General features: G+C 63.1%; 26 protein-coding genes (1 of these 26 cut by a window edge). 11 read left to right on the forward strand and 15 right to left on the reverse strand.

The window, feature by feature from the left end; translation table 11 throughout:
* Positions 1–103: 103 nt before the first annotated feature.
* Positions 104–910: a response regulator gene (locus AC0L30_RS09480; RefSeq protein ID WP_007597237.1), complete on the reverse strand. Its 807-nt coding sequence runs from the start codon at positions 908–910 to the stop codon at positions 104–106.
* A gap of 221 nt (positions 911–1,131) precedes the next feature.
* On the opposite strand from AC0L30_RS09480, the gene AC0L30_RS09485 reads away from it, so the two are divergent.
* Both AC0L30_RS09485 and AC0L30_RS09490 read left to right on the forward strand, forming a co-directional pair.
* On the forward strand, positions 1,132–1,365 hold the full coding sequence (locus AC0L30_RS09485; protein WP_007597239.1) for a NepR family anti-sigma factor: 234 nt from the start codon (positions 1,132–1,134) through the stop codon (positions 1,363–1,365).
* Positions 1,365–1,913 carry a sigma-70 family RNA polymerase sigma factor gene (locus AC0L30_RS09490; protein ID WP_007597240.1) on the forward strand — a complete coding sequence of 183 codons (549 nt, stop codon included), beginning with the start codon at positions 1,365–1,367 and terminating at the stop codon, positions 1,911–1,913. Before AC0L30_RS09485 ends, AC0L30_RS09490 begins: the two co-directional genes overlap by 1 nt.
* Before the next feature lie 131 nt (positions 1,914–2,044).
* Here the strand turns inward: AC0L30_RS09490 and AC0L30_RS09495 are convergent, their stop codons facing one another.
* The 8 genes from AC0L30_RS09495 to AC0L30_RS09530 form a co-directional block, all read right to left on the reverse strand.
* Positions 2,045–2,743 (reverse strand): nitroreductase, encoded by a 699-nt coding sequence (locus AC0L30_RS09495; protein WP_007597241.1) that lies wholly within the window; start codon positions 2,741–2,743, stop codon positions 2,045–2,047.
* Between the two features lie 139 nt (positions 2,744–2,882).
* Positions 2,883–4,127, reverse strand: coding sequence for an acyl-CoA dehydrogenase (locus AC0L30_RS09500; RefSeq protein ID WP_473404178.1), 1,245 nt, complete (start codon positions 4,125–4,127; stop codon positions 2,883–2,885).
* A 137-nt stretch (positions 4,128–4,264) separates the two neighbouring features.
* Positions 4,265–5,509 (reverse strand): acyl-CoA dehydrogenase, encoded by a 1,245-nt coding sequence (locus AC0L30_RS09505; RefSeq protein ID WP_473404179.1) that lies wholly within the window; start codon positions 5,507–5,509, stop codon positions 4,265–4,267.
* 140 nt (positions 5,510–5,649) lie between these two features.
* Positions 5,650–6,777 carry an acyl-CoA dehydrogenase family protein gene (locus AC0L30_RS09510; protein WP_473404180.1) on the reverse strand — a complete coding sequence of 376 codons (1,128 nt, stop codon included), beginning with the start codon at positions 6,775–6,777 and terminating at the stop codon, positions 5,650–5,652.
* 27 nt (positions 6,778–6,804) lie between these two features.
* A complete protein-coding gene (locus AC0L30_RS09515) occupies positions 6,805–8,676 on the reverse strand; it encodes an AMP-binding protein (protein WP_473404181.1) in 1,872 nt (623 codons plus the stop codon).
* Between the two features lie 43 nt (positions 8,677–8,719).
* Positions 8,720–9,526 (reverse strand): enoyl-CoA hydratase/isomerase family protein, encoded by an 807-nt coding sequence (locus AC0L30_RS09520; protein ID WP_473404182.1) that lies wholly within the window; start codon positions 9,524–9,526, stop codon positions 8,720–8,722.
* A 187-nt stretch (positions 9,527–9,713) separates the two neighbouring features.
* Positions 9,714–10,472, reverse strand: a complete 759-nt coding sequence (locus tag AC0L30_RS09525; RefSeq protein ID WP_007615252.1) for an SDR family NAD(P)-dependent oxidoreductase — start codon at positions 10,470–10,472, stop codon at positions 9,714–9,716.
* Positions 10,473–10,528: 56 nt separating this feature from the next.
* Positions 10,529–11,131, reverse strand: a complete 603-nt coding sequence (locus AC0L30_RS09530; protein WP_473404231.1) for a TetR family transcriptional regulator — start codon at positions 11,129–11,131, stop codon at positions 10,529–10,531.
* A 208-nt stretch (positions 11,132–11,339) separates the two neighbouring features.
* Between AC0L30_RS09530 and AC0L30_RS09535 the strand changes: the two genes are divergently transcribed.
* Positions 11,340–12,512 (forward strand): acetyl-CoA C-acetyltransferase, encoded by a 1,173-nt coding sequence (locus AC0L30_RS09535; RefSeq protein WP_473404183.1) that lies wholly within the window; start codon positions 11,340–11,342, stop codon positions 12,510–12,512.
* Between the two features lie 48 nt (positions 12,513–12,560).
* A complete protein-coding gene (locus AC0L30_RS09540) occupies positions 12,561–14,105 on the forward strand; it encodes an acyl-CoA synthetase (protein WP_473404184.1) in 1,545 nt (514 codons plus the stop codon).
* Between the two features lie 17 nt (positions 14,106–14,122).
* Here the strand turns inward: AC0L30_RS09540 and AC0L30_RS09545 are convergent, their stop codons facing one another.
* Positions 14,123–14,665 (reverse strand): methylated-DNA--[protein]-cysteine S-methyltransferase, encoded by a 543-nt coding sequence (locus AC0L30_RS09545; protein WP_473367318.1) that lies wholly within the window; start codon positions 14,663–14,665, stop codon positions 14,123–14,125.
* 138 nt (positions 14,666–14,803) lie between these two features.
* Between AC0L30_RS09545 and AC0L30_RS09550 the strand changes: the two genes are divergently transcribed.
* From AC0L30_RS09550 to AC0L30_RS09570, 5 genes are all read left to right on the forward strand, one after another.
* Positions 14,804–15,622 (forward strand): alpha/beta fold hydrolase, encoded by an 819-nt coding sequence (locus AC0L30_RS09550; RefSeq protein WP_473404185.1) that lies wholly within the window; start codon positions 14,804–14,806, stop codon positions 15,620–15,622.
* 2 nt (positions 15,623–15,624) lie between these two features.
* Positions 15,625–16,437, forward strand: a complete 813-nt coding sequence (locus AC0L30_RS09555; RefSeq protein ID WP_473404186.1) for an alpha/beta fold hydrolase — start codon at positions 15,625–15,627, stop codon at positions 16,435–16,437.
* Positions 16,438–16,634: 197 nt separating this feature from the next.
* Positions 16,635–17,309 (forward strand): GntR family transcriptional regulator, encoded by a 675-nt coding sequence (locus AC0L30_RS09560; RefSeq protein ID WP_354171425.1) that lies wholly within the window; start codon positions 16,635–16,637, stop codon positions 17,307–17,309.
* Between the two features lie 143 nt (positions 17,310–17,452).
* Positions 17,453–18,253: a phytanoyl-CoA dioxygenase family protein gene (locus AC0L30_RS09565; RefSeq protein ID WP_473404187.1), complete on the forward strand. Its 801-nt coding sequence runs from the start codon at positions 17,453–17,455 to the stop codon at positions 18,251–18,253.
* Between the two features lie 137 nt (positions 18,254–18,390).
* Complete coding sequence (locus AC0L30_RS09570; RefSeq protein ID WP_473404188.1) at positions 18,391–19,719, forward strand: NAD(P)H-dependent oxidoreductase; 1,329 nt, start codon at positions 18,391–18,393, stop codon at positions 19,717–19,719.
* Positions 19,720–19,829: 110 nt separating this feature from the next.
* Here the strand turns inward: AC0L30_RS09570 and AC0L30_RS09575 are convergent, their stop codons facing one another.
* From AC0L30_RS09575 to AC0L30_RS09590, 4 genes are all read right to left on the reverse strand, one after another.
* Positions 19,830–20,339, reverse strand: coding sequence for a lipocalin-like domain-containing protein (locus AC0L30_RS09575; protein ID WP_473404189.1), 510 nt, complete (start codon positions 20,337–20,339; stop codon positions 19,830–19,832).
* Between the two features lie 826 nt (positions 20,340–21,165).
* Positions 21,166–21,450, reverse strand: a complete 285-nt coding sequence (locus AC0L30_RS09580; RefSeq protein ID WP_473367313.1) for a hypothetical protein — start codon at positions 21,448–21,450, stop codon at positions 21,166–21,168.
* A 26-nt stretch (positions 21,451–21,476) separates the two neighbouring features.
* Positions 21,477–21,890: a hypothetical protein gene (locus AC0L30_RS09585; protein WP_473367312.1), complete on the reverse strand. Its 414-nt coding sequence runs from the start codon at positions 21,888–21,890 to the stop codon at positions 21,477–21,479.
* Between the two features lie 58 nt (positions 21,891–21,948).
* Positions 21,949–22,278 (reverse strand): hypothetical protein, encoded by a 330-nt coding sequence (locus AC0L30_RS09590; RefSeq protein WP_473367311.1) that lies wholly within the window; start codon positions 22,276–22,278, stop codon positions 21,949–21,951.
* Between the two features lie 174 nt (positions 22,279–22,452).
* Here AC0L30_RS09590 and AC0L30_RS09595 point away from each other — a divergent pair, with 174 nt between their 5' ends.
* Complete coding sequence (locus tag AC0L30_RS09595) at positions 22,453–22,806, forward strand: DUF6984 family protein (protein ID WP_473367310.1); 354 nt, start codon at positions 22,453–22,455, stop codon at positions 22,804–22,806.
* Between the two features lie 76 nt (positions 22,807–22,882).
* Here the strand turns inward: AC0L30_RS09595 and AC0L30_RS09600 are convergent, their stop codons facing one another.
* Positions 22,883–23,968: an NAD-dependent epimerase/dehydratase family protein gene (locus AC0L30_RS09600; protein ID WP_473404190.1), complete on the reverse strand. Its 1,086-nt coding sequence runs from the start codon at positions 23,966–23,968 to the stop codon at positions 22,883–22,885.
* 296 nt (positions 23,969–24,264) lie between these two features.
* Here AC0L30_RS09600 and AC0L30_RS09605 point away from each other — a divergent pair, with 296 nt between their 5' ends.
* Positions 24,265–25,260: the 5' portion of a TRAP transporter substrate-binding protein gene (locus AC0L30_RS09605; RefSeq protein WP_219680430.1), read on the forward strand. It continues 93 nt past the right edge of the window; only the first 996 of its 1,089 coding nucleotides appear in the window; its start codon is at positions 24,265–24,267; its stop codon lies beyond the right edge, outside the window.

Raw genomic sequence — 25,260 nt, forward strand, 5'->3', positions numbered from 1 at the left:
AATTCGATGGCCGTCAAGCGCGGCAACCGGATCAACGAAAATCCGGCGCACCTTGCGGCACGCCGGATCGGGATTTCGTCAAATGCCTGGCGCAGGCGCTTCCTTACGCCGCCGGCACTTTCGGCGCGCGGTTGCGCGAGTTGCGCTGGAAGAACAGGGCCTGGCTCGCCACCGCCGACACCATAGCCGGCTGGAATGGCTTTGAGATCAGGAACGCCGGCTCGGGACGCTCGCCGGTGAGGAAGCGCTCAGGGTATGCCGTGATGAACACTACCGGCACCTCGAAGGTGCGGAGCAGCTCGTTGACGGCGTCGAGGCCCGACGAGCCATCGGCGAGCTGGATGTCGGCGAGGATCAGGCCGGGTCGCTTGTTCTTTGCCAGCGCGACCGCATCGGCGTGGGTGCGGGCGACGCCGACGACATTGTGGCCGAGGTTCTTCACCAGGCTTTCGAGGTCCATGGCGATGAAGGTCTCATCCTCGATGATCAGCACGTCGGTGGCGATCTCGGCGGCCATCTCACGGCCTGCGGCGTCCGCAAGCCGGCGCGTCTCGCCGACGTCGGTGCCGAGAATGTAGCCGACCTCTTCTTCTGAAAATCCCTCGAGCGAGAGCAGCAGGAAGGCTTGCCGCGGCAACGGCGTGATGTTCGACAGCCGCCGCTCGGGCGGCATCGGCAGGTTCGTCACCTCGGAATCGTCGTTGACGGAAACGGAATTCCAGATTTGGGTGAACAGCCGGAACAGGCCGGCGCGCGGCCCGTGGCTCTCGTCGAGCACCGACGGATCCCCCAGCATGGCTTCCAACATGGCTGCGACATAGGCGTCACCGGAGGACTGGCTGCCCGTCAGGGCGCGTGCATACCGGCGCAACAACGGCAAGTGTTCAGCAACGAGCTGTGAACGGGACATCCCCACTCCATATCATCTTCGGGCCGACCTTGACGTGCAGGCGTTAGGCGGGGGGCCCGGGTTCCCCTGCTGGGCTGATTACGCCTCAGACTGAGAAAAGTTCCGCATGGGGGCGGAACTTTTTCTCGCAACTCGCATTGAGCCTATCCAGGGAACGGCTCCCGGTTGAGAGAACTTCTCGATTTTACAGCTACTTAACTCGGGGAAACGTGGAACAGGTCATGAAAGATCTCAAGTCTCAAGCCAGCAAAAGCACGACCCCCGGCAAGGGAGGGCTCACTCCGGAGATTCAGTCCCGGATCGGGCACCAGCTGCGCGCCATGTACGACGACGTGGTGCGGCAGGGGGTTCCGGACCGGTTCGCGGAACTGATCAAGAAACTTGATGCGCCGGGAGCGACACCCCAAGTGGAAAATGGTGGCGGCTCCAACGACAACAACAATGGGAGGGATTGATGCCTCTCACGGACTCCCTGCGTAACGACATCCTGGCGGCCGTGCCCAGTCTGCGCGCGTTCGCCATCTCGCTCAGCGGCAATGCCGATCGCGCCGACGATCTTGTCCAGGAGACGCTGTTGCGCGCGCTCGCCAACATCGACTCGTTCCAGCCCGGCTCCAATCTGCCGGCGTGGCTGTTCACGATCCTGCGCAACCTGTTCCGCTCCGACTATCGCAAGCGGCGGCGGGAAGTCGAGGATGCCGAAGGCAACTATGCCAAGACGCTGAAGACGCAGCCCTCGCAGAACGCCCATCTCGAGTTCGAGGAATTCCGCACGGCGCTCGACAAGCTTCCGCAGGACCAGCGTGAAGCGCTGATCCTCGTCGGCGCCTCCGGCTTCTCCTATGAGGATGCGGCCTCGATCTGCGGCTGCGCGGTGGGCACGATCAAGAGCCGCGTCAACCGCGCGCGCTCCAAGCTCGCGGCGCTGCTCTATGTCGACGGCGCGGAGGATTTCGGGCCCGACGAGACCATTCGCGCCGTGATCGGCGGCAGCGGCGGCTGACGGCGGGCGTTATTCGGATTGAGACCGCGATGAAGGCGGCCGCTTCCGCGGCCGTCTTCGTATGTCTGACGTGATCGCGTCTGAAACGTGATGCGGGGCGTGCGCCGCCTCGATCACCGATCCACGCCTGATTACTTGTCCACGAAGGTCACGGTCTCGGCCACACTCGCACGCGACGTGCGGTAGCTGTTGACCTTATGGGCGTTGTCGGCATAGCCGAACGAAATGCCGCAAACGATGCGGCGATCATCAGGCAGATTGAAATGGCGGCGGATCAGGCCGGAGTGGCGCGCGAGCGCCGCCTGCGGAATCGTACCGAGCCCGAGCGCCTGCGCGGCCAGCATGAAGTTCGAGACATAGGCGCCGCAATCGATCGCACCGTAGATGCCGAGCGGCTCGTCGGTGTGGATGATGGCCACATGCGGCGCGCCGAAGAAATTGTAGTTCTCTAGCGCCTGCTTCGCGTACGCCGTCTTGTCTCCGCGCGCGATGCCGAGGGTGTTGTAGAGCTGAAAACCGCTCTCGCGGCGGCGTTCGAGGTACGCGCCGAGATATTCGCGTGGCGGCGGGAAATCATAGTCGTCCCCGAGACCGCCCGAAGCCTCCTTATAAATCAGATTGCGGAAACGCTCCTTGGCCTCGCCGCTGGCGATGACGATCTGCCAGGGCTGGCTGTTGCACCAGGACGCCGTGCGCTGCGCGGTGGTCAGCAAATGTTCGATCGTCGCGCGATCGACCTCCTTGGCCAGGAAGGCACGGACCGAGTAGCGCTCGTTGAGCAGCTCTTCGAGCACGCCGATGCGGTCGTCTTGCTTTACTTGTGCGTCCATGGATCAACTCGCGCCTTCTCTTCGTAAGGTGGGCAAAGGCGCATAGCGCCGTGCCCACCGACAGACTTACCTCGGCGCATCTGCATATGGTGGGCACGCTTCGCTTTGCCCACCCTACAAGATACAGCGAGAGGCTAGATCACCGTCCCTTGGTCGGAATCTTGTTATACGGCACGTCCTTGTCGACGCGGATGTCGCCCGGCAATCCCAGCACGCGCTCGGCGATGATGTTGCGCAAGATCTCGTCGGTGCCGCCCGCGATGCGCATCGAAGGCGAGGACAGCAGCATCTGCTGGAACTGGCCCTGCACGGTCTCCTCGTCAGTGCCGGTGAGAACGCCGGCCGCGCCCTGGAGGTCCATCGCATAGGTCGCGATGTCCTGGAGCATCATGCCGGACACGAGCTTGCCGATCGAATTCTCCGGCCCCGGCCGTTCACCCTTGGACAGCGCCGAGATCGCGCGGTAGCTGGTGTATTTCAACCCGCTCGACTTCACCGCCCAGCTCGCGAGTTTTGAGCGCACGGCGGGATCGTCGATGGCGAGGCCATCCTCCATCATCAGATTGGAGCAGAACTCGAACATCTCGGGCACGCCGGTCGCAAGCCGCGAGCCGATCGACATCCGCTCGTTCATCAACGTGGTCAGCGACACGCTCCAGCCCTCGCCGACGGCGCCGAGGCGCTGGCTGTCGGGAATGACGACGTCGGTGAAATAGACCTCGTTGAACTCCTGCATGCCGTTGGCCTGCTTGATCGGCCGCACCTCGACGCCAGGGCTCTTCATGTCCAGGAAGAACATGGTGAGACCCTTGTGCTTGGGCACATTGGGATCGGTGCGCGCGATCAAAAGTCCGTAGTCGGAATAGTGCGCGCCGGAGGTCCAGATCTTCTGGCCGTTGACGACCCAATTGTCGCCCTTCTTCTCCGCGCGCGTGCGCAAGCCCGCGACGTCGGAGCCCGCCGACGGCTCGGAGAACAGCTGGCACCAGATCTCCTCGCCTGCGGCCAGCTTCGGCAAATGGCGCCGCTTGGCGTCCTCGCTGCCAAAAGCCATCACGGTTGGGCCGCACATGCCCTCGCCGATCTGGAACGGCTGCGTCAGCTTGCCATAGACGCCTTCCTCCTGCTGCCAGATCACCCGCTCGATCGGCGTTGCACCCCGGCCGCCATATTCCTTGGGCCAATGCAGGCAGGCCCAATTGCCTTCGGCCTTCTTCTTCTGCCAGGCCTTGCCGACATCGACGATGTCGTGGTTGGCGAGCCGGATACGGCCGAGCGAGGATTTCGACAGCTCGGCCAAAAACTCCTTCGGCGCGTTGGCCTCGACCCATTTGCGCGCGGTCTCGCGGAATGCGGCTTCCTGCGGGGTGTCGTCGAAATTCATGGCGGACCTCTTCGTTCTTGCTCTGTCTTAGTCCCTCATGGTGAGGAGGCGCGCAGCGCCGTCTCAAACCACGAGGCCCCAGTCGGGCCTGCATCCTTCGAGACGCCGCGTTCCGCGGCTCCTCAGGATGAGGATCATCAACCTCTTCCCTTCGTCGGGATCTTGTTGAACGGCACGTCCTTGTCCACCCGGATGTCGCCGGGCAGGCCCAACACCCGCTCGGCGATGATGTTGCGCATGATCTCGTCGGTGCCGCCTTCGACACGCGTGCCCGGCGCGCGCAGCAGCATCGCCTGGAAACGGCCGGCGAGTTCGGCATCCTCGCCGCTGACGACTCCGCCCGCACCGTGCAAGTCCAGTGCGTAGGTAGCAACATTTTGGATCATCGATCCCGCCACCAGCTTGCCGATGGAATTTTCCGGTCCCGGGCGCTCGCCCTTCGACAGCGCCGAGATCGCGCGCATGCTGGTGTATTTCAGCCCGCTCGCCTTCACCGCCCAGCTCGCCAGCTTCGCGCGCACCGCGCGGTCCTCGATTGCCGGGCCATCGTCCAGCATCAGGCTGGAGCAATATTCGAACAGCTCGGGGAAGCCTGTCGAGACGGCCGCGCCGATCGCGCTGCGCTCGTTCATCAGCGTGGTCAACGAGACGTTCCAGCCGTCACCGACCTCGCCGAGGCGCTGATGATCGGGAATGCCAACATTGGTGAAATAGACCTCGTTGAAGTCGGAAGCACCGCTAGCCTGCTTGATCGGCCGCACCTCGACGCCCGGGCTCTTCATGTCCAGAAAGAACATGGTGAGGCCCTTGTGCTTGGGCACGGTCGGATCGGTGCGGGTGAGCAAAATGCCGTAATCGGAATAGTGCGCGCCCGACGTCCAGGTCTTCTGGCCGTTGATGACCCACTTGTCGCCATCCTTCTCGGCGCGCGTGCGCAGGCCCGCGACGTCGGAGCCGCCGGCGGGCTCGGAGAACAGCTGGCACCAGACCTTTTCGCCGGAGGCGAGTGGCGGCAGATAGGCGCGCTTATGCTCCTCGCGCGCGAACGCCATCATGGTCGCCCCGCACATGCCGTGGCCGATGATGAACATGCGGGATAGCTGGCCGAACGGCCCCTCTTCCTGCTGCCAGATCACACGCTCGATCGGCGACGAGCCGCGGCCACCATACTCCTTCGGCCAGTGCAGACAGGCCCAGCCGGCATCGGCCTTCTTCTTCTGCCAGGCCTTTGCGACGTCGAGGATGTTGGCGTTCTTCAATTGCGTGCGGCCGAGCGAGGACTTGCGAAGCTCTTCCTCATACTGCTTCGGTGCATTGGCCGCGATCCAGGCGCGAGCAGTGGCGCGAAATTCAGCTTCCTGCCGGGTATCGTCGAAGTTCATGGTTCTATTCTCTCTGTCATTCCGGGGCGCGCGAAGCGCGAACCCGGAATCTCGACGTTATTCACTCATCTCTGGATTCTCGGATGTGCAATTGCACATCATAGTTCGCCGCTCTGCGGCGCCCCTGAATGACGATAACGTCACGCCGCGTTCTTCTTGCGCATACGGTCGATCAACTGGTCTTCCCAATAGGACAGGCTGCCGAGCCCGAGCGCCATGGCGTTGGCACGGCGGTAGTACATGTGGCAGTCGAACTCCCAGGTGAAACCCATGCCGCCGTGAACCTGGATGTTGTTCTTGGCGCAGTGCTGGAACGCCTGCGTCGCGCTGATGCGCGCGGCTGCAGCCGCTTCCGGCAATTCGGATGCATTGGTCGAGAGCGCCCAAGCGCCGTAATAGCTGTTGGAACGTGCCAGCGTCGCCGACACGTACATGTCTGCCAGCATGTGCTTGACGGCCTGGAACGAGCCGATCTGTCGGCCGAAGGCGATGCGGTCGAGCGCGTAGTCGCGGCCCATCTCCAGCGCGCGGTCGGAGCCGCCCACCTGCTCGAACGCGCAGAGCACCGCGGCGCGATCGAGCACTTGAGTCAAGATGCTCCAGCCTTCGCCGGCCGCGCCTAGCGGCTCTGCCTTGCAATCCCTAAAAGTGATCTCGGCCTGACCGCGGGTCGGATCGAGATTGGTCAGGCTTTTCACCTCGACGCCGCCGTCCTTGAGGTCGACAATGAACAAGGAGATGTCGCCGTCGCGTCCACTCGATCCCGTGCGTGCCGCGACCACCGCGAAGTCGGCGATCGCGCCATCAGCGACCGGCTTCTTGACCCCGTTGAGCACGCCATTCGCAGCCGTGAGCTTGACGTTCTTCGGCGACGGATTGCCCTTGCCCTCGAACAGCGCCAGCGTGCCGATCGCCTCGCCCGAGGCAATCGCCGGCAACCATTTCTTCTTCTGCGCGTCGCTGCCGGCGATCAGCAGCACTTCGGCAGCCAGATAGACGGTCGAGGAAAACGGCACCGGCGCGTTCGCCCGGCCCACCTCTTCAGCGATCACGCAAAGTTCCAGATGACCGGCGCCGGCGCCACCAAAATCCTCTGGGATCGCGACACCGAGAAAACCCATCTCGGCGAGCCCCTTCCACAGTTCCTTGTCATACGGCGCCTTGCCGTCGAGGACTGCGCGCACAGCCTTGGGTGGGCACTTCTCGGTGAGGAATTTGCGCGCCTGATCGCGGAGCTGCTTCTGGTCGTCGGAGAAATCGAAATTCATGGCGCGTATCCGTGTTGATGATGTCGATTACTTGAGAACGATGACGTCGTGGTCGGGCTTGTCGGCATAAAGCCGCTCCACCAGCGCGGCGCGGCGCTCCAGGCCGGCGCGCTGGTTGATGTAACCCTTGTCGGTGAGCTCGTTGCCGTCGATCGAGGGCGGTTCTGCCATCAGCATGGCGCGTGCGATGATGCGGCTGCTGGCGCCCTCGCACTCCTTGTTGTGAGCCTCCAGCCCGCGCCTGAAGCAAGCGATCACCTCGGGATGCTTCACTGCATCATCGAAGCTGAGATCGGCCTTGCCGACGAGCTGGCGGCAGGCATGCAAGTTCGGCCAGGCCAGCAGGCCGATGAAGGCGCGATCCTGCCCCGCGACCAGCGCATCATGCACGACCGGCGTCGCGGCGGCGATCGCATCGGTGCGCAGCGAGCCGACATGGACGAAGGTGCCGGTGGTCAGCTTGAAATCCTCGACCACGCGCCCGGCAAAGATGATTCCCTTCACCGGATCGGAATCGTCGACGAAGATGCCGGCGTCACCGATGCAATAAAAACCTTCCTCGTCGAACATTTTCTTCGTCAGGTCAGGCTGGCCGAAATATCCCGGCGTCACGTTGACGCCGCGCAGACGCAGCTCGTATTTCGAGCCGCAAGGCACCATCTTCAACTCGACGCCGGGGAACGGCAGGCCGATCAGGCCGACGCGCTCGGTGTCCCAATAGGTGCCGGTCGAGGTCGGCGCGGTCTCGGTCGAGCCCCAGCCGGTGTAGAACACGATGCGCTCGCCAGTGGTCTTCACGGCCAAAGCCTGCATGCGGTCGTAGAGATCATCCGGCAGTCGTGCGCCGCCATAGGCCATGATCGAGAGGTTCTTGAAGAAGGACCGGCACAGCGCCTCGTCCTTCTCCATGGCCGCGGCGAGCGCGGCATAGCCGGCGGGCACGTTGGCGTAATAAGTCGGCGAGATCTCGCGCAGATTGCGCAGCGTCTCATCGAACTGGCCCGGCATCGGCCGGCCGTCGTCGATATAGAGTGTGCCGCCGTCGACCAGGATCGGGTGGAACGCCGCATTGCCGCCCATCGTGTGGTTCCAGGGCATCCAGTCCAGCATGGTCGAGATCGGACCGCCGGGATCGCGCGGCCGCACCTGCATCATCATCGCCGCATTGGCGCACATCATCGCTTGCGTGTTGATGACGGCCTTGGGCATGCCGGTCGAGCCTGACGTGAACAGCAGTTTGCCGACGGTCTCAGGCGTGATCTTTGCAATCGACGTTTCGACATCGGCAGTCACGGCCGTCGCCGCGAGCGCGGCAAAGCTGACGCTCGCGATACCCTCGCAGGGCCGCAAGACGTGAACGACGGTGACGCCGGTGAGATCGAGCGCTTTCAGCGCCTTCTCGAAGGTCGGGCCGTCCTGCACCATCACCACGCCGGGCTTGATCAGGTCGAACAAATATTTCAGCTTGACGTGATCGTGGCTCACCAAGGAGTAGGCCGGCGACACCGGCGCTGCCGGGACGCGCGCCTGCATCGCGGCCTGCGTCATCAGCGCGTGCTCGATCGAATTGCCGGAGAGGATCGCAACCGGGCGGCCGTCGAGCGCGAGATTGAGCAGGCCCTGCGTCAGCGCATCCACGGTGCGCTTGGCTTCGCCATAGGACAATTTGCGCCAAGCGCGATCGGGGCCGCCGCGCTGGGCAAGCCAGATCCGCTCCGGCGCTTCCTTCGACCATTTTGCCAGCGAAGCCGGGATATGCTTCTCGTAGGTCTGCAGCGGGATGCGCGACTTCAGCACCACCGTGCCGTCGTCGCGGCGCTCGACGTCGATGTCGCGCGCAAGCCACTTGACCTTGCGAAAGGCGGGCTTCGTCATCACCGCCGCCGCGCTTCCACTCATTTTGCGTCTCCCGGAATTTCTCGTCCTTTACGGATCTTCATTGTCAGCGCCTGATATAGACAGGCTTTCGCTTCTCAAGGAAGGCCCTGATGCCTTCGGAAAATTCCTCGGAGCGGCTGCACAGGACCTGGTTGCGATCCTCCATCGCGATCACCGCTTCCAGCGATCCGGCATCGACGCTCATGTTGAGACATTCCTTGGACAGGCGCAGCCCCACGGGCGAGGCCGTGATCATCGCGTCGACATAGGGTTCGGCGGCCTCATCGAGCTTGTCCTCCTCGACGACCTCGGAGACCAGCCCGACCGCGAGCGCCCGTTCGGCGCCGATGAAGCGCCCTGTGAGAATCAGCTCCGAGGCCACGGAGACACCGACCAGGCGCGGCAGGAAATAGCTGGTGCCGATGTCGCAGCCGCCAAGGCCGAGCTTGATGAAGGCGCAGTTCATCCGCGCCGATCTCGTCGCGATGCGGATGTCAGAGGCGAGCGCCAGCGCAAAGCCGCCGCCAGCCGCCGCGCCCTGTACCAGCGCGAGGATCGGCTGCGGACAGCGCCGCATCAGCATCACGATGTCGGCGATGCGCCGCTGCGAGTCCAGCGACTCCGTGACACCGGGCGGCTCCTGCTGGCCGGCACGACGCTGCATCGCCGCCTTGAGATCGAGCCCTGCGCAAAAATTCTTGCCGGCGCCCTTCAGCACCACGACGCGCGTGTCGCGGTTGCGCTGAAGGCCCTGGAAGTAAACATTGAGCGCGTCAATCAGCGCAGGATCGAGCGCGTTGAGGTGTTCGGGACGATTGAGCGTCACGGTGTCGACGCCGTCATTGTGCTCGATCAGCAGCGGTTGGGACATGAGGCGCCTCGTGCTTGCCGCCATTCGCGGTGCCGATTGCTGCGCCCTCTCCCCTTGTGGGAGAGGGCATGTACGCTGTGAGCTCGGAATTCGCCTGGGTGAGGGGTCTGTCTCCGTGGATAGAGACCCTTCATCCGGCGCGCTACGCGCGCCACCTTCTCCCACAAGGGGAGAAGGAAAAAGAGCCCTAACGCGGCGCCATGCGGATCGCGCCGTCGAGGCGAATTGTCTCGCCATTGAGCATCGGGTTCTCGACGATGTGCACGGCGAGCGAGCCGTATTCATTGGCGTCGCCGAGTCGCGCGGGATGCGGCACCTGGGCACCGAGGCTCTTGCGGGCCTCTTCGTTCAAGCCCATCAGCAGCGGCGTCAGGAACAGGCCGGGCGCGATGGTGTTGACGCGGATCTTCTGGCTCGCTAGATCGCGCGCCGCCGGCAGGGTAAGGCCAACGACACCGCCCTTCGACGCCGCATAAGCGATCTGGCCGATCTGGCCTTCGTAAGCCGCGACCGACGCCGTGTTGACGATGACGCCGCGCTCTTCACCGACCGGCTCGATCGTGACGAGGCGCTCGGCGAACAGACGCAGGCAGTTGAAGGTGCCGATCAAATTGACGTTGATGATGCGCGCGAATTTTTCCAGCGGGTAGACGCCGTCGCGGCCGACGATGCGCTGCGATCCGCCGATGCCGGCGCAGTTCATCAGCACGCGCGCGACGCCGTGCGCGGCTTCCGCCTTGGCGATCGCCGCCTTGATCTGCTCCTCGCTGGTGACATCGGCGTGGAGCGCGATGCCCTTCACTTCGGCGGCGACCTTCTCAGCGTTTTCCTTACTCTGGTCGATCACGCCGATCTTGGCGCCCTTGGCGGCCATGGCGCGGGCGGTCGCGGCACCAAGGCCCGACCCGCCGCCGGTGATAAGAACGGCTACGTCTTTCAACTGCATCGTAAGCTACCTTTTCCTTGGGCGTTTCTTCTCTAGACTTCTGCGTTCTGGCCAGATTATCCGGCCGTGGCAGCTTCCTCGATATTCGTGAGGATGCCGCCGCAGATCAGCGTTTCCATGTGCTTGATGTATTGCCGGCAGACGTCGTCGGTGACCGGGCCGACGCCGGTCGCGCGCGACATCGCGTGCCGGCCGAAGAACAAATGATCGCAGGCGCCGATCAGGCTGGTGTAGAACAGCACCGGATCGGTGGCGCGGAATTCGCCGCGGCTGACGCCTTCGGCGAGCAGGCGGCGATGGAAATCCAGCAGCGGCGCGACGAAGAATTTCGAGACTTCGTCCGCGGAGCCCGCGACGCTCTCGTGCAGCAGATAGTGAATCAACCGGTTCATGTAGGGAAACCGGTGATAGGCGCGGATGATGCCGCCGATGTGCAGCTTCAGCTTCGCGGTCGGCGTGATCGGCTGCGCCAGCAGATATTCGAGATTGGACAGTTCCGTCCCCGCGTCGCGCTCGAGCAGCGCCAACAGCAGGCCGTCCTTGTTGCCGAAGTGATATTTGACCAGCGCGGCGTTGGCGCCGGACTTCTGGGCGATGTCGCTCAGCGAAATCTCGATCGAGGAGCGTTCGATCATCAGCTCGCTCGCGGCCACGAGCAATTTCTCTGCCGTGGAATTCTTTCCGCTGGGGAGCCTGTTCGGTACGCTGGTAGTCACGGAGATCCCCGATTTAGCGCGAGAGCCGCCGCAGATAAGCCCAAGCAGCGCCTCTCCACAAGAGTTAATTGATCGATTGACTAAACGACCAGTCGCCCCTTAAATCCGCCCCGACAACCAACCATTCAGAATAATCCAGGGAGAAACCGACATGGCCGAGGCTTACATCGTCGCCGCTGCGCGTACCGCCGGTGGGCGCAAGGGGGGCCGCCTCGCCGGATGGCATCCGGCCGATCTCGCCGCGAAGGTGCTGGACGAGCTGGTCGACCGCACCAAGGTCGATCCCGCGCTGGTCGAGGACGTGATCATGGGCTGCGTCATGCAGGTCGGCGAGCAGTCCAACAACGTCGCGCGCAACGCGATCATGGCCTCGAAACTGCCGGAGAGCGTGCCGGGCACCTCGATCGACCGCCAGTGCGGTTCCTCGCAGCAGGCGCTGCACTTCGCAGCCCAGGCCGTGATGTCCGGCGCGATGGACGTGGTGATCGCCGCCGGCGTGGAATCGATGACGCGCGTGCCGATGGGCCTGTCGTCGCAGCTTCCGGCCAAGAACGGCTTTGGCAATTACAAGAGCCCGGGCATCGAGCAGCGTTATCCGAACATCGTGTTCAGCCAGTTCACCGGCGCCGAGATGATGGCCGAGAAGTACGGCCTCTCCAAGGATGAGCTCGACGAGTACTCCTACAACAGCCATCAGCGCGCGATCGCGGCAACCCAGGCCGGCCACTTCAAGAAGGAGATCGTGCCGCTCGAGATCACCCGCGCCGACGGCTCCAAGGACACCCACCACATCGACGAGGGCATCCGCTTCGACGCCACGCTCGACGGCATCAAGGGCGTCAAGCTGATCGCCGAGAACGGCAAGCTCTCCGCGGCCAGCGCCAGCCAGATCTGCGATGGCGCCTCCGGCGTGATGGTGGTGAACGAGCGTGGCCTCAAGCAGCTCGGCGTGAAGCCACTGGCGCGCGTCCACCACATGACCATGATGGGCGGCGATCCCGTGATCATGCTCGACGCACCGCTGCACGCCACCAAGCGCGCGCTGGAAAAGGCCGGCATGACGATCGACGATATCGACCTGTTCGAAGTCAACGAGGCCTTTGCTTCGGTACCGACGGGGTGGTTGAAGACCACCGGCGCCGATCCGGAACGTCTCAACGTCAATGGCGGCGCCATCGCGCTCGGCCATCCGCTCGGCTGCTCCGGCACCAAGCTGATGACGACGCTGGTGCATGCCCTGCATCAGCGCGGCAAGCGCTACGGCCTGCAGACCATGTGCGAAGGTGGCGGCATGGCGAACGTGACGATCGTGGAGCGGCTGTAAGCCGTTACTCGCCAATAGTGTCGTCCCGTATGCCTTAGGACCGCGCTTATGACTCACCCCTCCATCTACGCCCGCGCCACACCCGACAAGATCGCCTATCAGATGGCCGGGACCGGCAAGGCGATCACCTATCGTGAGCTCGACGAGCTTTCGAACCAGGGGGCGCACCTGTTCCGCTCGCTCGGGCTGAAGGCCGGCGACCACATCGCGCTGCTGATGGAGAACCGCCTCGCCTTCATGGAGATCTGCTGGGCGGCGCAACGCAGCGGGCTCTATTACACCGCGATCAGCCGCTATTTGAAGCAGGACGAGATCGACTACATCATCGCCGATTGCGGCGCCAAGGTCGTGATCACGACGCCGAAATGCGCCGACCAAATCAAGGCCCTGATCAAGGGCGCGCCCGGCGAGCCGGCCTTCTACATGATGGACGAGCCACTGTCAGGCTTCCGCTCCTACGACAAGGAAGCGGCCGCCCAGCCAACAACGCCGATCGCCGACGAGGTCGCCGGCTATGACATGCTATATTCGTCGGGCACCACGGGCCGACCCAAGGGCATCAAGAAGGCGTTCGAGGGCAAGCCGATCGACGAGCCGAACGCGTTTCTGCGTGTGCTCTGCGCCAGCATGTGCGGCATGAACGCCGAGACTATTTATCTCTCACCGGCTCCGCTTTATCACGCCGCTCCCTTGCGCTTCAACATGATGGCGATCCTGCTCGGCGGCACTTCCATCATCATGGAGCACTTTGACGCCGAAGATTTCCTGAAGCTGGTCGAAAAGTACAAGGTGACCCACGCGCAGCTCGTGCCGACCATGTTCGTGCGCATGCTGAAGCTGCCGGACGAGGTCCGCAACCGCTACGACGTCTCGACACTGAAGGGCGCGATCCACGCCGCCGCCCCCTGCCCGGTCGAGGTCAAGGCCAAGATGATCGAATGGTGGGGGCCGATCCTGATCGAGTATTACGCGGGCTCCGAAGGCAACGGCGTCACCGTCTGCAACTCGAAAGAATGGCTGGAGCACCGCGGCAGCGTCGGCCGCGCCGTGGTCGGCAAGATCAAGATTCTCGACGAGAACGACAAGGAGCAGCCAACGGGCGAGATCGGCACGGTCTATTTCGCCGATGCGCCGGTTTTCACCTATCACAACGATCCCGAGAAGACGAAGAAGGCCTACAACGCAAAAGGCTGGTCGACGCTCGGCGACGTCGGTTATCTCGATAAAGACGGCTTTCTCTTTCTCACCGACCGCAAGTCCTACATGGTCATCTCGGGCGGCGTGAACATCTACCCGCAGGAGACCGAGGACGTACTCATCACCCACCCTGAGGTCGCCGACGTCGCCGTGTTCGGTGTGCCGAACGAGGATATGGGCGAAGAGGTCAAGGCCGTGGTGCAGCCGCACGATCCCAAGCGCGCCGGCAGCGAGCTCGAGGCCGACCTGATCGCCTACTGCAAGAGCCGCCTCTCGACGATCAAATGCCCGCGCTCGATCGATTTCGAAGCCGAGCTGCCGCGGACGCCGACCGGCAAGCTGGTGAAGCGGCATTTGCGCGACAAATATTGGCCGAAGGCGGCGGCGAAGATTTAGCCCGCGGCGGCATCGCCTCAATCGAACAAGCTCGGCGTGTGGTTCACCAGCGCGCCTTCGATCTCGAGCATCTTCAGCTTCGTCACCACGCCGCCATTCGCGGAGAAGCCGCCGGGCTTGTTGCCGGCCGCCAGCACGCGATGGCAGGGCACGACGATCGGGCACGGGTTGCGGCCGAGCGCCTGGCCGACGTCACGCGACAGCTCGACGCCGCCGAGCTGCCTGGCGATGTCGCCATAGGTGATGGTCTTGCCTGGCGGAATGGTGCGGGCGATGGCGTAGACGCCGCGGTTGAAGTCGGGCACGCCGTCGAGATCGAGCGGAATGTCGGTGAGGTCATCCGGCTCGCCCGCGAGCAGTTTTGTGATGCGGTCGATCGCCTGCTGCACTTCGGCGGTCGGCTCGGCTTCGCTGGCATCGGCATGGCGCTGGCTGATGCGGGTGCGGATCTTCTGCTCACCGCCCATCGGCAGTTGCGTGCCGTTGATGCCGCGCGGACCCCAGGCAATGGCGCAAAGGCCGATCTTGCTGTCGAACAGGGCAAAATGCTGGTCGGTCATGGTTCGGTCTCTGGCTTGCGTTCCCTCGCATGCCCCATTGTGATCTGAGCCCAAATCTAGGCTTGGAAATAGTTGCGATCCACCCGGTTTCCGGGAATCTTGCACAGGAGTTCCGCCTCCCCTTTTCGCGAGCCCAGAATGCAAAGCCTCCACGTCAACGGATACGACATGCCCTATCTCGACGTGGGCGAAGACCGGGGCCGACCACCGCTGGTTTGCGTGCATGGTTCGCTCAACGACTTCCGTGTCTGGGGCTGCGTGCTCGGGCCGCTATCCCAGCGGCACCGGCTGATCTGCGTCAGCCTGCGGCATTTCTTCCCGGCGCGATGGGATGGCGTCGGCGACACCTATTCGATCGCCCAGCATGTCGAGGACGTCATCGCCTTCATAGACAGGCTCGACCTCGGCCCGGTCGATTTGATGGGCCATTCCCGCGGCGGGCACATCTGCTTCCGCGTCGCGCAGCGGCGGCCGGATCTGCTCCGGCGGCTGGTGCTGGCCGAGCCCGGCGGGGAGCTCGATGCGAGCCTCGACCCCGATTATGCCGGCGACCCCTCGCCACTGCTGGCGCGGTTCACGGCCTCGGCCGAGAAGATCGCGGCCGGCGACATCGACGGCGGCCTTGCCGTCTTCGTCGACACGCTGGAAGGGCCCGGCACCTGGCCGCGGCTGCCGGCGCTGGTGAAGCAGAATCTGCGCGACAACGCCTTCACGCTGATCGGTCAGGTCCGCGACAACCGCCCGCCGTTCTCGAAGGCGGACGCGGAGTCCATCAAGATGCCGACGCTATTCATCCTGGGCGCGCGGACCAAGGGCCTGCTGCCGAAAGTGCTGCATGCGCTCGCCGCCCATGTGCCGTATTCCAGGACGGCCGTCATCCCGAACGCAACGCACCCGATGTTCGAGCAGGCGCCGCAGAAATACTCCGAAGTGGTGCTGGATTTTCTAGCGGGCTGATCATGCAGACATTTCGCGTCAATGGTTACGACATGGCCTATCTCGAAGTCGGCGAGGGCCATCCGCTGGTCTGCGTGCACGGCACGCTCGGCGATTTCCGCACCTGGTATCCAGTGCTCGGCCCGCTGTCGAAATCGCATCGCGTGATCTCGGTCAGCCTGCGGCATTTCTTTCCCGAGCATTGGGATGCCGTCGGCGACGACTACAAGATGGCCCAACACGTCGCTGACGTGATCGCTTTCATCGAGCAGGTCAAACCCGCGCCGGTCGATCTGATGGGCCATTCGCGCGGCGGCCACATCGCGTTTCGCGTGGCCCAAGAGCGGCCCGATCTGTTGCGCAAGCTGGTGCTGGCAGAGCCCGGCGGCGATCTCGATGCAAGCCTGCCGGTGCCCGCCGGCACGCCCACACATCCGCCGCTGGCCGCGCGCACAGCGCGCTCGGTCGAGATGATCCGTGCCGGCGACATCGAAGGTGCGCTGCAGAACTTCTATGAAGGCATCGAAGGCGACGGCTCGTGGCGGCGCGTGCCGGCGGCGGCCAAGCAGCAATTGCGCGACAACGCGATCACCTTGCTCGGCCAGATCAACGAGCAGCGCAGGCCCTACACGCTCGCGGATGCGCAAGCGATCACGACCCCGACGCTCCTGATCGGCGGCGGCGCGACGACGGGGAGCCTGTCGGTGATGTGGCGCGTGCTGGCCGAGCACATCGCTGGGGCGAAGACGGCCGTGATCCCCAATGCCGGGCACTGGATGTTCGAGCAGGCGCCGCTGGAGTTCGGCGAGGCGGTGAAAGCGTTCCTGGCGGAGTAGGTGCCTCACCCCTCTTTTTCTTTTTCCTCGAAAACAACCCCATGCACAGTAGCCGACCTCAGCAATATCAATGACTTGGCGGGGCGCAAAAAACGGGCCCGATGCCCCGTTTGGTCGCGCTTGACGCCCTTATCCTCTCGCCGTATCTTTGAATACGGAATTCCGTATTCCCTGTTACCGTTCTGGGAGCTGCCGGCGTGATCCCCCTCGACCCGCTTCCGAACTTGATCGACCAGGTCTATGCGCGGATCCTGGAGGCGATCTCCGACCGCACGCTGCAGCCCGGCCAGCGCATCCGGCAGAACGAGCTCGCCGACCGGCTCGGCGTATCGCGCCAGCCGGTGTCGCATGCGCTGCACCTGTTGCACCGGCAGGGACTCGTGGCCGAGAGCGGCCGGCGCGGCTTTGAAGTCACCCAGCTCGATCCCGCACGCATCCGCCAGCTCTACGAGGTGCGCGGCGCGATCGATGCGCTGGCGGCGCGGCTCGCCGGCGAACGCGCCGGGACCGATGCGTCGGGACGCGCGCGGCTGGAGGCGGCGCTCGCCGCCGGACGCGGAATCGACGGCAAGACCACGCTCGCCGAGCTGATCGCGCTCGACGTCGAGTTTCATCGCGCGATCTATCGGCTCGCCGGCAATCCCGTGATCGAGGAGACGATCACGCCGCAATGGCCGCATATGCGCCGCTCGATGGCGACGGTGCTGTCCGAGCTCGACTATCGCGGCAGCGCCTGGGCCGAGCATGCCGACATTGCCGGACACATTCTCGCGGGCGACGCGAAGGCGGCCGAGCGTGCGGCGCTTGCGCACGCGCAGACGGCGGGACGAATGACCGAAGAGAGATTGAGGGCGACGGAAGAGGCGGCGTAACCGCACACGCTGTCGTTCCGGGGCGATGCGCAGCATCGAGCCCGGAATCCATCGGACGGCTTATGCTGCGGAGAAATGGATTCCGGGTTCGCGACTTCGTCGCGCTCCGGAATGACAAGAAACAAACCAAAGGAGGACGCGCCATGAAACTGTCCCAGGAGCAATTGGAGTTCTTCCACCGCGAGGGCTGGCTGTTCCTGCCGGAATTGTTCAGCCCGGAGGAGGTCGATCTCCTCGCGCGCGAGGCGGTCGCCATCTATGACGCGGACCGGCCGGAAGTCTGGCGCGAGAAGAGCGGCGCGCCACGCACCGCCTTTGCCGCGCATCTCTACAACGAAGCGTTCCGCATTCTGGGTGCGCATCCGCGCATGATCGACCCGGTCGAGCAATTGTTCGGCGAGCAGGTCTACATGCACCAGTTCAAGATCAACGCAAAATCCGCCTTCACCGGCGACGTCTGGCAATGGCACCAGGATTACGGCACCTGGAAGCGCGACGACGGCATGCCGGAGCCGCGCGCGATGAACATCGCGATCTTCCTCGACGAGGTGATGCCAATCAACGGCCCGCTGATGCTGGTGCCGCAGAGCCAGAACGCCGGCGACCTCAAGGCCTCGCACGACCTTGCGACGACTTCGTATCCGCTGTGGACGCTGGACGAGGAGACCGTGACAGGGCTGGTCAAGCAGGGCGGCATCGTGGCGCCGACCGGCAAGCCCGGTGGCATGCTGATGTTCCACGGCAATCTCGTGCATGGCTCGGCCGGCAACATCACGCCCTATCCGCGCAAGATCGTGTACCTGACGCTGAACGCGGTCTCGAACTACATCCGAACCCCGACGCGGCCGGAGTACATCGCGCATCGCGACTTCGCGCCGATCAAGACGGTGGCGGACGACGCGCTGGTGCGGCTCGCCCGTGCGCCGCGGCAGGCGGCGGAGTAAGCGTCATTCCGGGGCGGCGCGTAGCGTCGGGCCCGGAATCCATCAGGCCGCAGAAGTCGCGGATGGATGGATTCCGGGCTCGCGCTTCGCGCGCCCCGGAATGACGAGCTTCAATCGTTGCGCTTAGGACAAGCCCCATGAACCTCTTCCGCCTCCTCCAGGCTCGCGCTTCCGCCGGCAAGCCCGTCCGTGTGGCGCTGATCGGCGCCGGCAAATTCGGCTCGATGTTTTTGGCGCAGGTGCCGCACACGCCGGGGCTCGTGGTTCCCATCATTGTCGACATCGACCGGGATCGTGCGCGCGAGGCCTGCCGCACGGTCGGGTGGGACGAGGCCCGCATCGCCGCCACCGTCTTCACCGATGACGGCGCGCGCGCGATTGCGGGCGGCGCGATGGACGTGGTGGTGGAGGCGACCGGCAATCCGGCCGCCGGCATCAAGCATGCGCGTGCCGCGATCGCGGCGGGCAAGCATATCGTGATGGTCAATGTCGAGGCCGACGTGCTGGCGGGTCCGCTGCTCGCCGAGGAAGCCCGCAAGGCCGGCGTGGTCTATTCGCTCGCCTATGGCGACCAGCCGGCGCTGACCGCGGAGATGGTGGATTGGGCTCGCGCCACCGGTTTTCACGTGGTCGCCGCCGGCAAAGGGACAAAATATCTGCCGGCCTATCACGACGTGACGCCTGACAGCGTCTGGCAGCATTACGGGTTGACCGCGGGCGAGGCGCAATCGGCCGGGATGAATCCGCAGATGTTCAACTCCTTCCTCGACGGCACCAAATCGGCGATCGAGATGGCCGCGATCGCGAACGCCTGCGGTCTCGACGTGCCGACGGAGGGACTTCTGTTTCCGCCCTGCGGCGTCGACGATCTCCCGCACGTCATGCGGCCGCGCTCGCGCGGCGGCGTGCTGGAGCGCTCCGGCGTCGTCGAAGTCGTCTCTTCGCTCGAGCGCGACGGAAGGCCGGTGTTCCGCGACCTGCGTTGGGGCGTCTACGTCGTGCTGGAAGCGCCGAACGACTACGCGGCCGACTGCTTCAGGCAATACGGCCTGAAGACCGACGGCAGCGGACGGTACGCGGCGATGTACAAGCCCTATCATTTGATCGGCCTCGAGCTGAACATCTCCGTGCTGTCGGCTGCGTTGCGGGGCGAGCCGACCGGGCAACCCCATGGTTTCCGCGGCGACGTCGCTTCCGTGGCCAAACGCAATTTGCGCGCCGGCGAGATGCTGGACGGCGAAGGCGGCTACACGGTATGGGGCAAGCTGTTGCCGGCGACCGCGAGCCTCAAGGCCGGCGCGCTGCCGATCGGGCTGGCGCACCGACTGAAGCTGAAGCACGACGTCGCCCACGGCGAGATCGTGCGCTGGAGCGACGTCGAGTTCGACGCGGGCAACGAGACGGTCAGGACGCGGAAGGTAATGGAAGCGGCCTTTGCAAGCGCAGATCAGGCCGCACATTCATAAATCGAGATTCATTGGGCGACCTGAGCGATGTCCGCTGCCCGACGCTTTGCGGACTCAAGCTGAAGTCGCCTACAGGTCAGCTACGGGCCAATACCGGACACAAGCCTCGATCACTTTGCTCGCTTGAAAACCACGTCCACTACGTCTCTACCGGGTGGACGGACAGTCAGTGTAAGCCGGTCTCCGTCAATTGCCACAAACCGTTTCTGGTCGGTGCCATCCCAGTTTGGAAACGAACTGCCTTCGATATGTATCGTGATGCTGCTCTCCGCGTCCGCCACGGCATAAGTTCCAAAGTAAGTGATCGTGCCATCCGCCGTTTCTTTGTTCTCTTCAGGGGTACCCTGCCATAGGGCATCGCTTGCATATTTGGCGCGATCTGACCGCATCACCGTGATGAGGTATCTCCCACTCGCATCAAAGCTCGCCATGCCGTTCGGCTTGGACCCGTAACGCTCTACCTTGGTGCCATCGCTTTTCTTCTGCGCCCACGAAAGCAGCGTCCACGTACCGACCAACTGCTCTTTCAACGACTGCTTCTGGCCGAGCGCACCGAATGGCATCATAGATGATCCAAAAGCCGCGATAGAGCATGCCGCAGAAATGACTCGCAAATTCATCGGTCTCTCCTAAACAACATCGGGCCTGCAATTCCGAGACCTTATCACGCCCGTGCCGGATGAAAACTACGCCGCGTCTGCTATGGGTCACAAGCGGCCCTTCGGCATCCCGGCTGCTTACGTCCTATTGAGCACCGGGAGCGGACATCATCCCCGCCGGTCGGAAGGTCCGAGATGGGCCAGGAGAAGACCTCAAACCACAATCTTGAAATGCCGACACCGAGCGTCCGGGCGCTCATTTGTCATAATTTGTATCGTCCCAACTGTTTTGCCTTCGCAAGAACTCTTTTGACCATTTCCGCATGTCGGACCTCTGAATTGCTTGTAGCACGAGCCCAAGCTGCGGATCGTCTCGAAGTGTTCCGAGAATGATGCCGCGACCGGGACCAACGTGGGTACAAGCGGTCCGGGCAATAACTATCTTCAGCTGTGTGGCACCGACTGCGCCTTTGATCACTCTGTTAACACGCGCGTTCATGATTATAGTCATGTGGCCTGCGGCGTCGCTTACGTTGGATTTGTCTTTGATTATCGCCTCAATGATCACGGGCGCATCAATATCAGCCGGGGCGCTTTCGAATAGAATGCTGATCGGTGTATTGAAGCATGCAGTTGCACTTGTGCAGCTTGCGAAGCAAATTGCCACGCTAAAGAGCCATGTGCGAAGCCTGCGCGCCGCTGTGTCAGAAACTTTCCTCATTCAACCCCATCATAGACGCGGAAGCTGCTGTTGCAACGTCGGCTCTGGGTCAGAAGCTGTCCTCCACCGGCGGCGCGCGGCAGGTCAGCTAGGGCCAATACGGACATCAACAGGATGTTTCCAGAGTCATGGCTGCTTGTCGTGGGGCAATCCAACAATAACGCCAAGGAACCAGCCGCCAAAGAAGGACACAACAAGCATGAGGAGATAGGTCGTTGCGAAGGGACCGACCTCCTGCTTGCCTTGAATACGATCAAACTCTAGTAGCACCAGCGCAAAGCCTGCCGCGCAGAATGCGGGCAGAAATGCCGCAAGCCTTCCCTGAGGGTTCCGTGATAGAGCCGTGGATCGACGATACGATATCACGGCACTCAAGACGACCACGATCAGGCAGGCGGTGAGGAGGTACATGGGCGCCTTAACCGTCTGGGATATGTCTAGCCACTGGTCTGACGCGCGGCGCCGTGCTGCTCATGCATCGAACCATTCAGCCAAAGTCCATAGCCGACGGCGATATGAAAGACAGCGTATGCGAGCGCATTTTCAATAACGAGGGACGCAGGCCCTCCCTCGGTGAGGAAAGCTTTCTCGGCAAACCAAATAGAATAGTACGCGAAATATGCGCCAGCGAATCCGCGCCAAAACGTACCGGGAAGAAAATCAATCTTGAATGCCATCAGCACGAGACCGCTGGTCGCAAGCACCTCAATTACAAGGTCGACCATCTGCACCGCATTGAACATCCCAACGTCGCCGATTCCGTAAGACGCGAGCAAGACAGCGAAGAATGCAAAAAGCTTCCAACCCACGTAGACCTCCGACTTTGCTTGCGCTGCCAAGGTAGAGATCATCAGTAAAGTCATCGCTTCCAGGCTTAGTTGAGCTTAGGTTACGACGGTAGCTCAAAGCTTAAGAAAAAAAGTAGATTTCGGGATCGGCCTTGAGGTCGGAGGCGATCGACGCAAACGGAAGAGCGGCCAGATCGCGAACGACAAAACAATCCACCAAGCCGAGGAGGCATAGCCCAAACCAAAGATGATGCGCACCTTGGCTGACCGACCCCAGAAAGCATCTTGCGCCTGTCGGTGGACATAGCGCGTTGGAAAGACGAACCAGCCAGGTTGCTGGCGTCCAAACGATCAAGAAAAACGGCCGTATCACTTCGTGACTAAAAGCACCTGCTGCTATCATCGCTAAGGCGCAGAGCAGTCCGACCAGCAAGTGCAAAATCAGTCGCATTCGTGTTGGCAACCTCGGTCTCGGTCTAAGGAGGATAGCAAGAACGAGACTATATCCCCTACGATCAAAGCTGCTATTGCACTTTGACCGGAATACGTCAGCCATGAGCCGGAACGGACATCGCGAGCGCGGCGTGATATAAGCCAACGCAAGCCAGCCGCTACGAGAAAGAAGATGCCACGCCCACTCACCCCCAAAGAGCGTGATTTGGTTGCCTTTATTCTAGGTCAGCATTCACCCTTGCAGGACCATTTTGGCCTCGTCGAGGACATGAACGACGGTGGGATGGGTAGCCTTCTCTTTGTCGGTGCGGCAGACCGGCTTTTCGGCCGATGTATTGGCGAAGCGGAATTCGAGGATGCCGATGGAGTGCTGGTGTCGGTCGCGCTGAACCTCGATCAGCGCGACGAGCTGTTTGAGCTTGATCTTTGGAAAGTCGATTTTTCGCCGCTACAGAGGATCGCCGCCATAGGTGATGTCCGACCCTCACGGTGGTGGCCACGGAAGCTCAGAACCAGCCAGACTTGAAGCCGTTCGAACTGGCTCGGCCAGAGGACCGCTCCCGATCTGGCAAACACCCAGGAATATCGGCTTTGGTTCTCCGTCAGGGAAGCAGCCGCTCTTGCTTCGCCTGCCTGAACCACTTCCGGAACATATCCTCGGTATCCATCATCTCGGTGAAGCCGGCGCGGTTGATCTTCACGGTCGAGACGATCGAGGGCGGACCGGATTCGGCGTGGCCGTAGCGCAGGCTGTAATCGGCGTATTGGAACGAGAGGCCGACGAATTCGGCCAACGCAGGCGATGCAAGGTCGTGCTTGCGGCGCAACGCGTCCCAGGGAGCGACCCAGCTCGGGAATTCCCTCGCGAGCGACAGCGGGACCGGCTTGCCCGGCTTCATCTCCAGCGCATCGGCGACCGCAGGCCAGATGTTCTCCCAGGTAAAGACGTCGCCATTGGTCACGTTGAAGGCCTCGTTGCGCGCGGCCTCGGCCTCGCCCGACCAGGCGATGGCGCGGGCGAGGAGATCGACATCGACGGCCTGCCCCACCTGCGCGGCGCCGCCGGGGTAGTCGAGCGGCCTGCCCTGCTCGCGCAGGATCGCGGCATAGACGCCGAGCGGCGGAATCAAATCCATGGCGCCGCCCATGGCGAGGCCGACGATCAGCACCGGCCGCAGGATGCTCCAATGCCAAGCCTTGCCGGCTTGGAGGTCGCGCAAGAAGTTTTCCTGCGCCCAGTAGAAGTTGGGCTGCTCATACATTTCGGAGCGGCCTTCGCGGGCCGGCACGGTCAGGGGGCGAACGTGGACACCGTAGGCCTTGGTGCCCTGCAACAGGGCGACATGCTTGAGGCCGGGTGAGACCGGCTCGAGCGCACCCATCAGATTGCGCAGCATCAAATCGTTGGTCTTGATCTGCTGCGGGTCGCGCCAGCCGTCGACGAGCTGCGGCGCCTCGCAGAGCGCAGCGTAGATCAGATGCGTCGCGCCGCTCAGTTCCGAGGCGGCGCGGCCGCAATCCGCTGCGCTGGTCAGGTCGATCGGGACATGACGGGCGCCGTAGCGGTCGCGCGGCCTCCGCCGGGACAGGGCAATGACATCGCACCCGCTCGAGATGCCGAAGTGTCGCAACGCGGCATTGCCGACGAGACCGCTCGCTCCGGCGACCACGATCGTCTTGCCCGTCATGCGCGAGCCTCCCTGGTTTTTGCGCGACGGAATAGCAGATCGCGTGCCAGCCCGACTTGCGTCAGGCTGGCGTTCGCACCTGCGAGGCGCCCATGAGGCTTGAGACATGAGACTTGATTCCGGCGAAGCGCCCGGTCATCCTCGCTCGCGGAACCGCAACGATCGGAATTCCATCTACGAGTGCCCGCAAGGGCCGTTCGGAAACGCCACAACGTCTCAACAGAAAGCGTCGACGAAGACAAGACGACACCAAGATCGTTCCCTGGTCGAAGCATCGACTTAGCGGAGGGAAGCGCATGGAACGTCGTAAATTCCTGACGGCAGGCGGATTGGGCTTGGCCGCAAGTGCCGTCGCTGCGCCGGCGATCGCGCAGTCGATGCCCGAGATCAAATGGCGATATGCCGCGAGCTGGCCCAAGGCGCTGGATACGCTCTACGGCGGCTGCGAATATTTCGCCAAGCGCGTTGCCGAGATCACCGACAATCGTTTCCAGATCCAGCCATTCGCCGCCGGCGAAATCGTGCCGGGTCTGCAGGTGCTCGACGCCGTCGCAAACGGCACGGTCGAGATGGGCAACACCGCGCTGTACTACTATTGGGGCAAGAACCCCGCTTTCACGTTCGGCACGTCGCTGCCGTTCGGCTTGAACACGCGGCAGCACATTTCGTGGCTGCAGTGGGGCGGTGGCCAGGACCTGATCAACAATCTGCTGAAGGAATACAACACCATCGGCATTCCGACCGGGTCGACCGGCGCGCAGATGGGCGGCTGGTTCCGGAAGGAGATCAAGTCGATCGACGATCTCAAGGGACTGAAATTCCGGGTCGGCGGTTTTGCCGGCACGATCATCGCCAAGGTCGGCGGCGTGCCGCAGCAGATCGCGGCGGGCGATATCTATCCCGCGCTGGAGAAGGGCACGCTCGATGCCGCCGAATGGGTCGGGCCCTATGACGACGAGAAGCTCGGCTTCGTGAAGGTCGCGAAGTACTATTACTATCCCGGTTGGTGGGAAGGCACCGGCCAGGGTCACAACATCATCAATCTCGACAAGTGGAACACGCTGCCGAAGCACTATCAGGCCGCGGTCGACGCCGCGTCGCGCGATACCTTCACCTGGGTGACCGGCAAATACGATTACGTCAATCCGCCGGCGCTGAAGCGTCTGCTGGTGGCCGGCGCGATCCTGAAGCCGTTCCCGCAGGAAGTGCTGGAAAGCTGCTATGGCGCGGCCAACGAGATCTACGCCGATCTCGCCAAGACCAATCCGCATTTCGGCAAGATGTATGCGAGC

Source organism: Bradyrhizobium sp. MI1.11 (genome assembly GCF_055811255.1).

Excerpts from the sequence above, each read along its gene's own strand:
- AC0L30_RS09550 (WP_473404185.1), top strand. The coding sequence starts at position 14,804 with ATGCAAAGCCTCCACGTCAACGGATACGACATGCCCTATCTCGACGTG.
- AC0L30_RS09520 (WP_473404182.1), bottom strand. The coding sequence starts at position 9,526 with ATGTCCCAACCGCTGCTGATCGAGCACAATGACGGCGTCGACACCGTG.
- AC0L30_RS09510 (WP_473404180.1), bottom strand. The coding sequence starts at position 6,777 with ATGAATTTCGATTTCTCCGACGACCAGAAGCAGCTCCGCGATCAGGCG.
- AC0L30_RS09540 (WP_473404184.1), top strand. The coding sequence starts at position 12,561 with ATGACTCACCCCTCCATCTACGCCCGCGCCACACCCGACAAGATCGCC.
- AC0L30_RS09595 (WP_473367310.1), top strand. The coding sequence starts at position 22,453 with ATGCCACGCCCACTCACCCCCAAAGAGCGTGATTTGGTTGCCTTTATT.
- AC0L30_RS09515 (WP_473404181.1), bottom strand. The coding sequence starts at position 8,676 with ATGAGTGGAAGCGCGGCGGCGGTGATGACGAAGCCCGCCTTTCGCAAG.
- AC0L30_RS09585 (WP_473367312.1), bottom strand. The coding sequence starts at position 21,890 with ATGATCTCTACCTTGGCAGCGCAAGCAAAGTCGGAGGTCTACGTGGGT.
- AC0L30_RS09555 (WP_473404186.1), top strand. The coding sequence starts at position 15,625 with ATGCAGACATTTCGCGTCAATGGTTACGACATGGCCTATCTCGAAGTC.
- AC0L30_RS09580 (WP_473367313.1), bottom strand. The coding sequence starts at position 21,450 with ATGTACCTCCTCACCGCCTGCCTGATCGTGGTCGTCTTGAGTGCCGTG.
- AC0L30_RS09500 (WP_473404178.1), bottom strand. The coding sequence starts at position 4,127 with ATGAATTTCGACGACACCCCGCAGGAAGCCGCATTCCGCGAGACCGCG.
- AC0L30_RS09570 (WP_473404188.1), top strand. The coding sequence starts at position 18,391 with ATGAACCTCTTCCGCCTCCTCCAGGCTCGCGCTTCCGCCGGCAAGCCC.
- AC0L30_RS09485 (WP_007597239.1), top strand. The coding sequence starts at position 1,132 with ATGAAAGATCTCAAGTCTCAAGCCAGCAAAAGCACGACCCCCGGCAAG.
- AC0L30_RS09590 (WP_473367311.1), bottom strand. The coding sequence starts at position 22,278 with ATGCGACTGATTTTGCACTTGCTGGTCGGACTGCTCTGCGCCTTAGCG.
- AC0L30_RS09490 (WP_007597240.1), top strand. The coding sequence starts at position 1,365 with ATGCCTCTCACGGACTCCCTGCGTAACGACATCCTGGCGGCCGTGCCC.
- AC0L30_RS09545 (WP_473367318.1), bottom strand. The coding sequence starts at position 14,665 with ATGACCGACCAGCATTTTGCCCTGTTCGACAGCAAGATCGGCCTTTGC.
- AC0L30_RS09535 (WP_473404183.1), top strand. The coding sequence starts at position 11,340 with ATGGCCGAGGCTTACATCGTCGCCGCTGCGCGTACCGCCGGTGGGCGC.
- AC0L30_RS09575 (WP_473404189.1), bottom strand. The coding sequence starts at position 20,339 with ATGAATTTGCGAGTCATTTCTGCGGCATGCTCTATCGCGGCTTTTGGA.
- AC0L30_RS09495 (WP_007597241.1), bottom strand. The coding sequence starts at position 2,743 with ATGGACGCACAAGTAAAGCAAGACGACCGCATCGGCGTGCTCGAAGAG.
- AC0L30_RS09565 (WP_473404187.1), top strand. The coding sequence starts at position 17,453 with ATGAAACTGTCCCAGGAGCAATTGGAGTTCTTCCACCGCGAGGGCTGG.
- AC0L30_RS09525 (WP_007615252.1), bottom strand. The coding sequence starts at position 10,472 with ATGCAGTTGAAAGACGTAGCCGTTCTTATCACCGGCGGCGGGTCGGGC.
- AC0L30_RS09480 (WP_007597237.1), bottom strand. The coding sequence starts at position 910 with ATGTCCCGTTCACAGCTCGTTGCTGAACACTTGCCGTTGTTGCGCCGG.
- AC0L30_RS09505 (WP_473404179.1), bottom strand. The coding sequence starts at position 5,509 with ATGAACTTCGACGATACCCGGCAGGAAGCTGAATTTCGCGCCACTGCT.
- AC0L30_RS09600 (WP_473404190.1), bottom strand. The coding sequence starts at position 23,968 with ATGACGGGCAAGACGATCGTGGTCGCCGGAGCGAGCGGTCTCGTCGGC.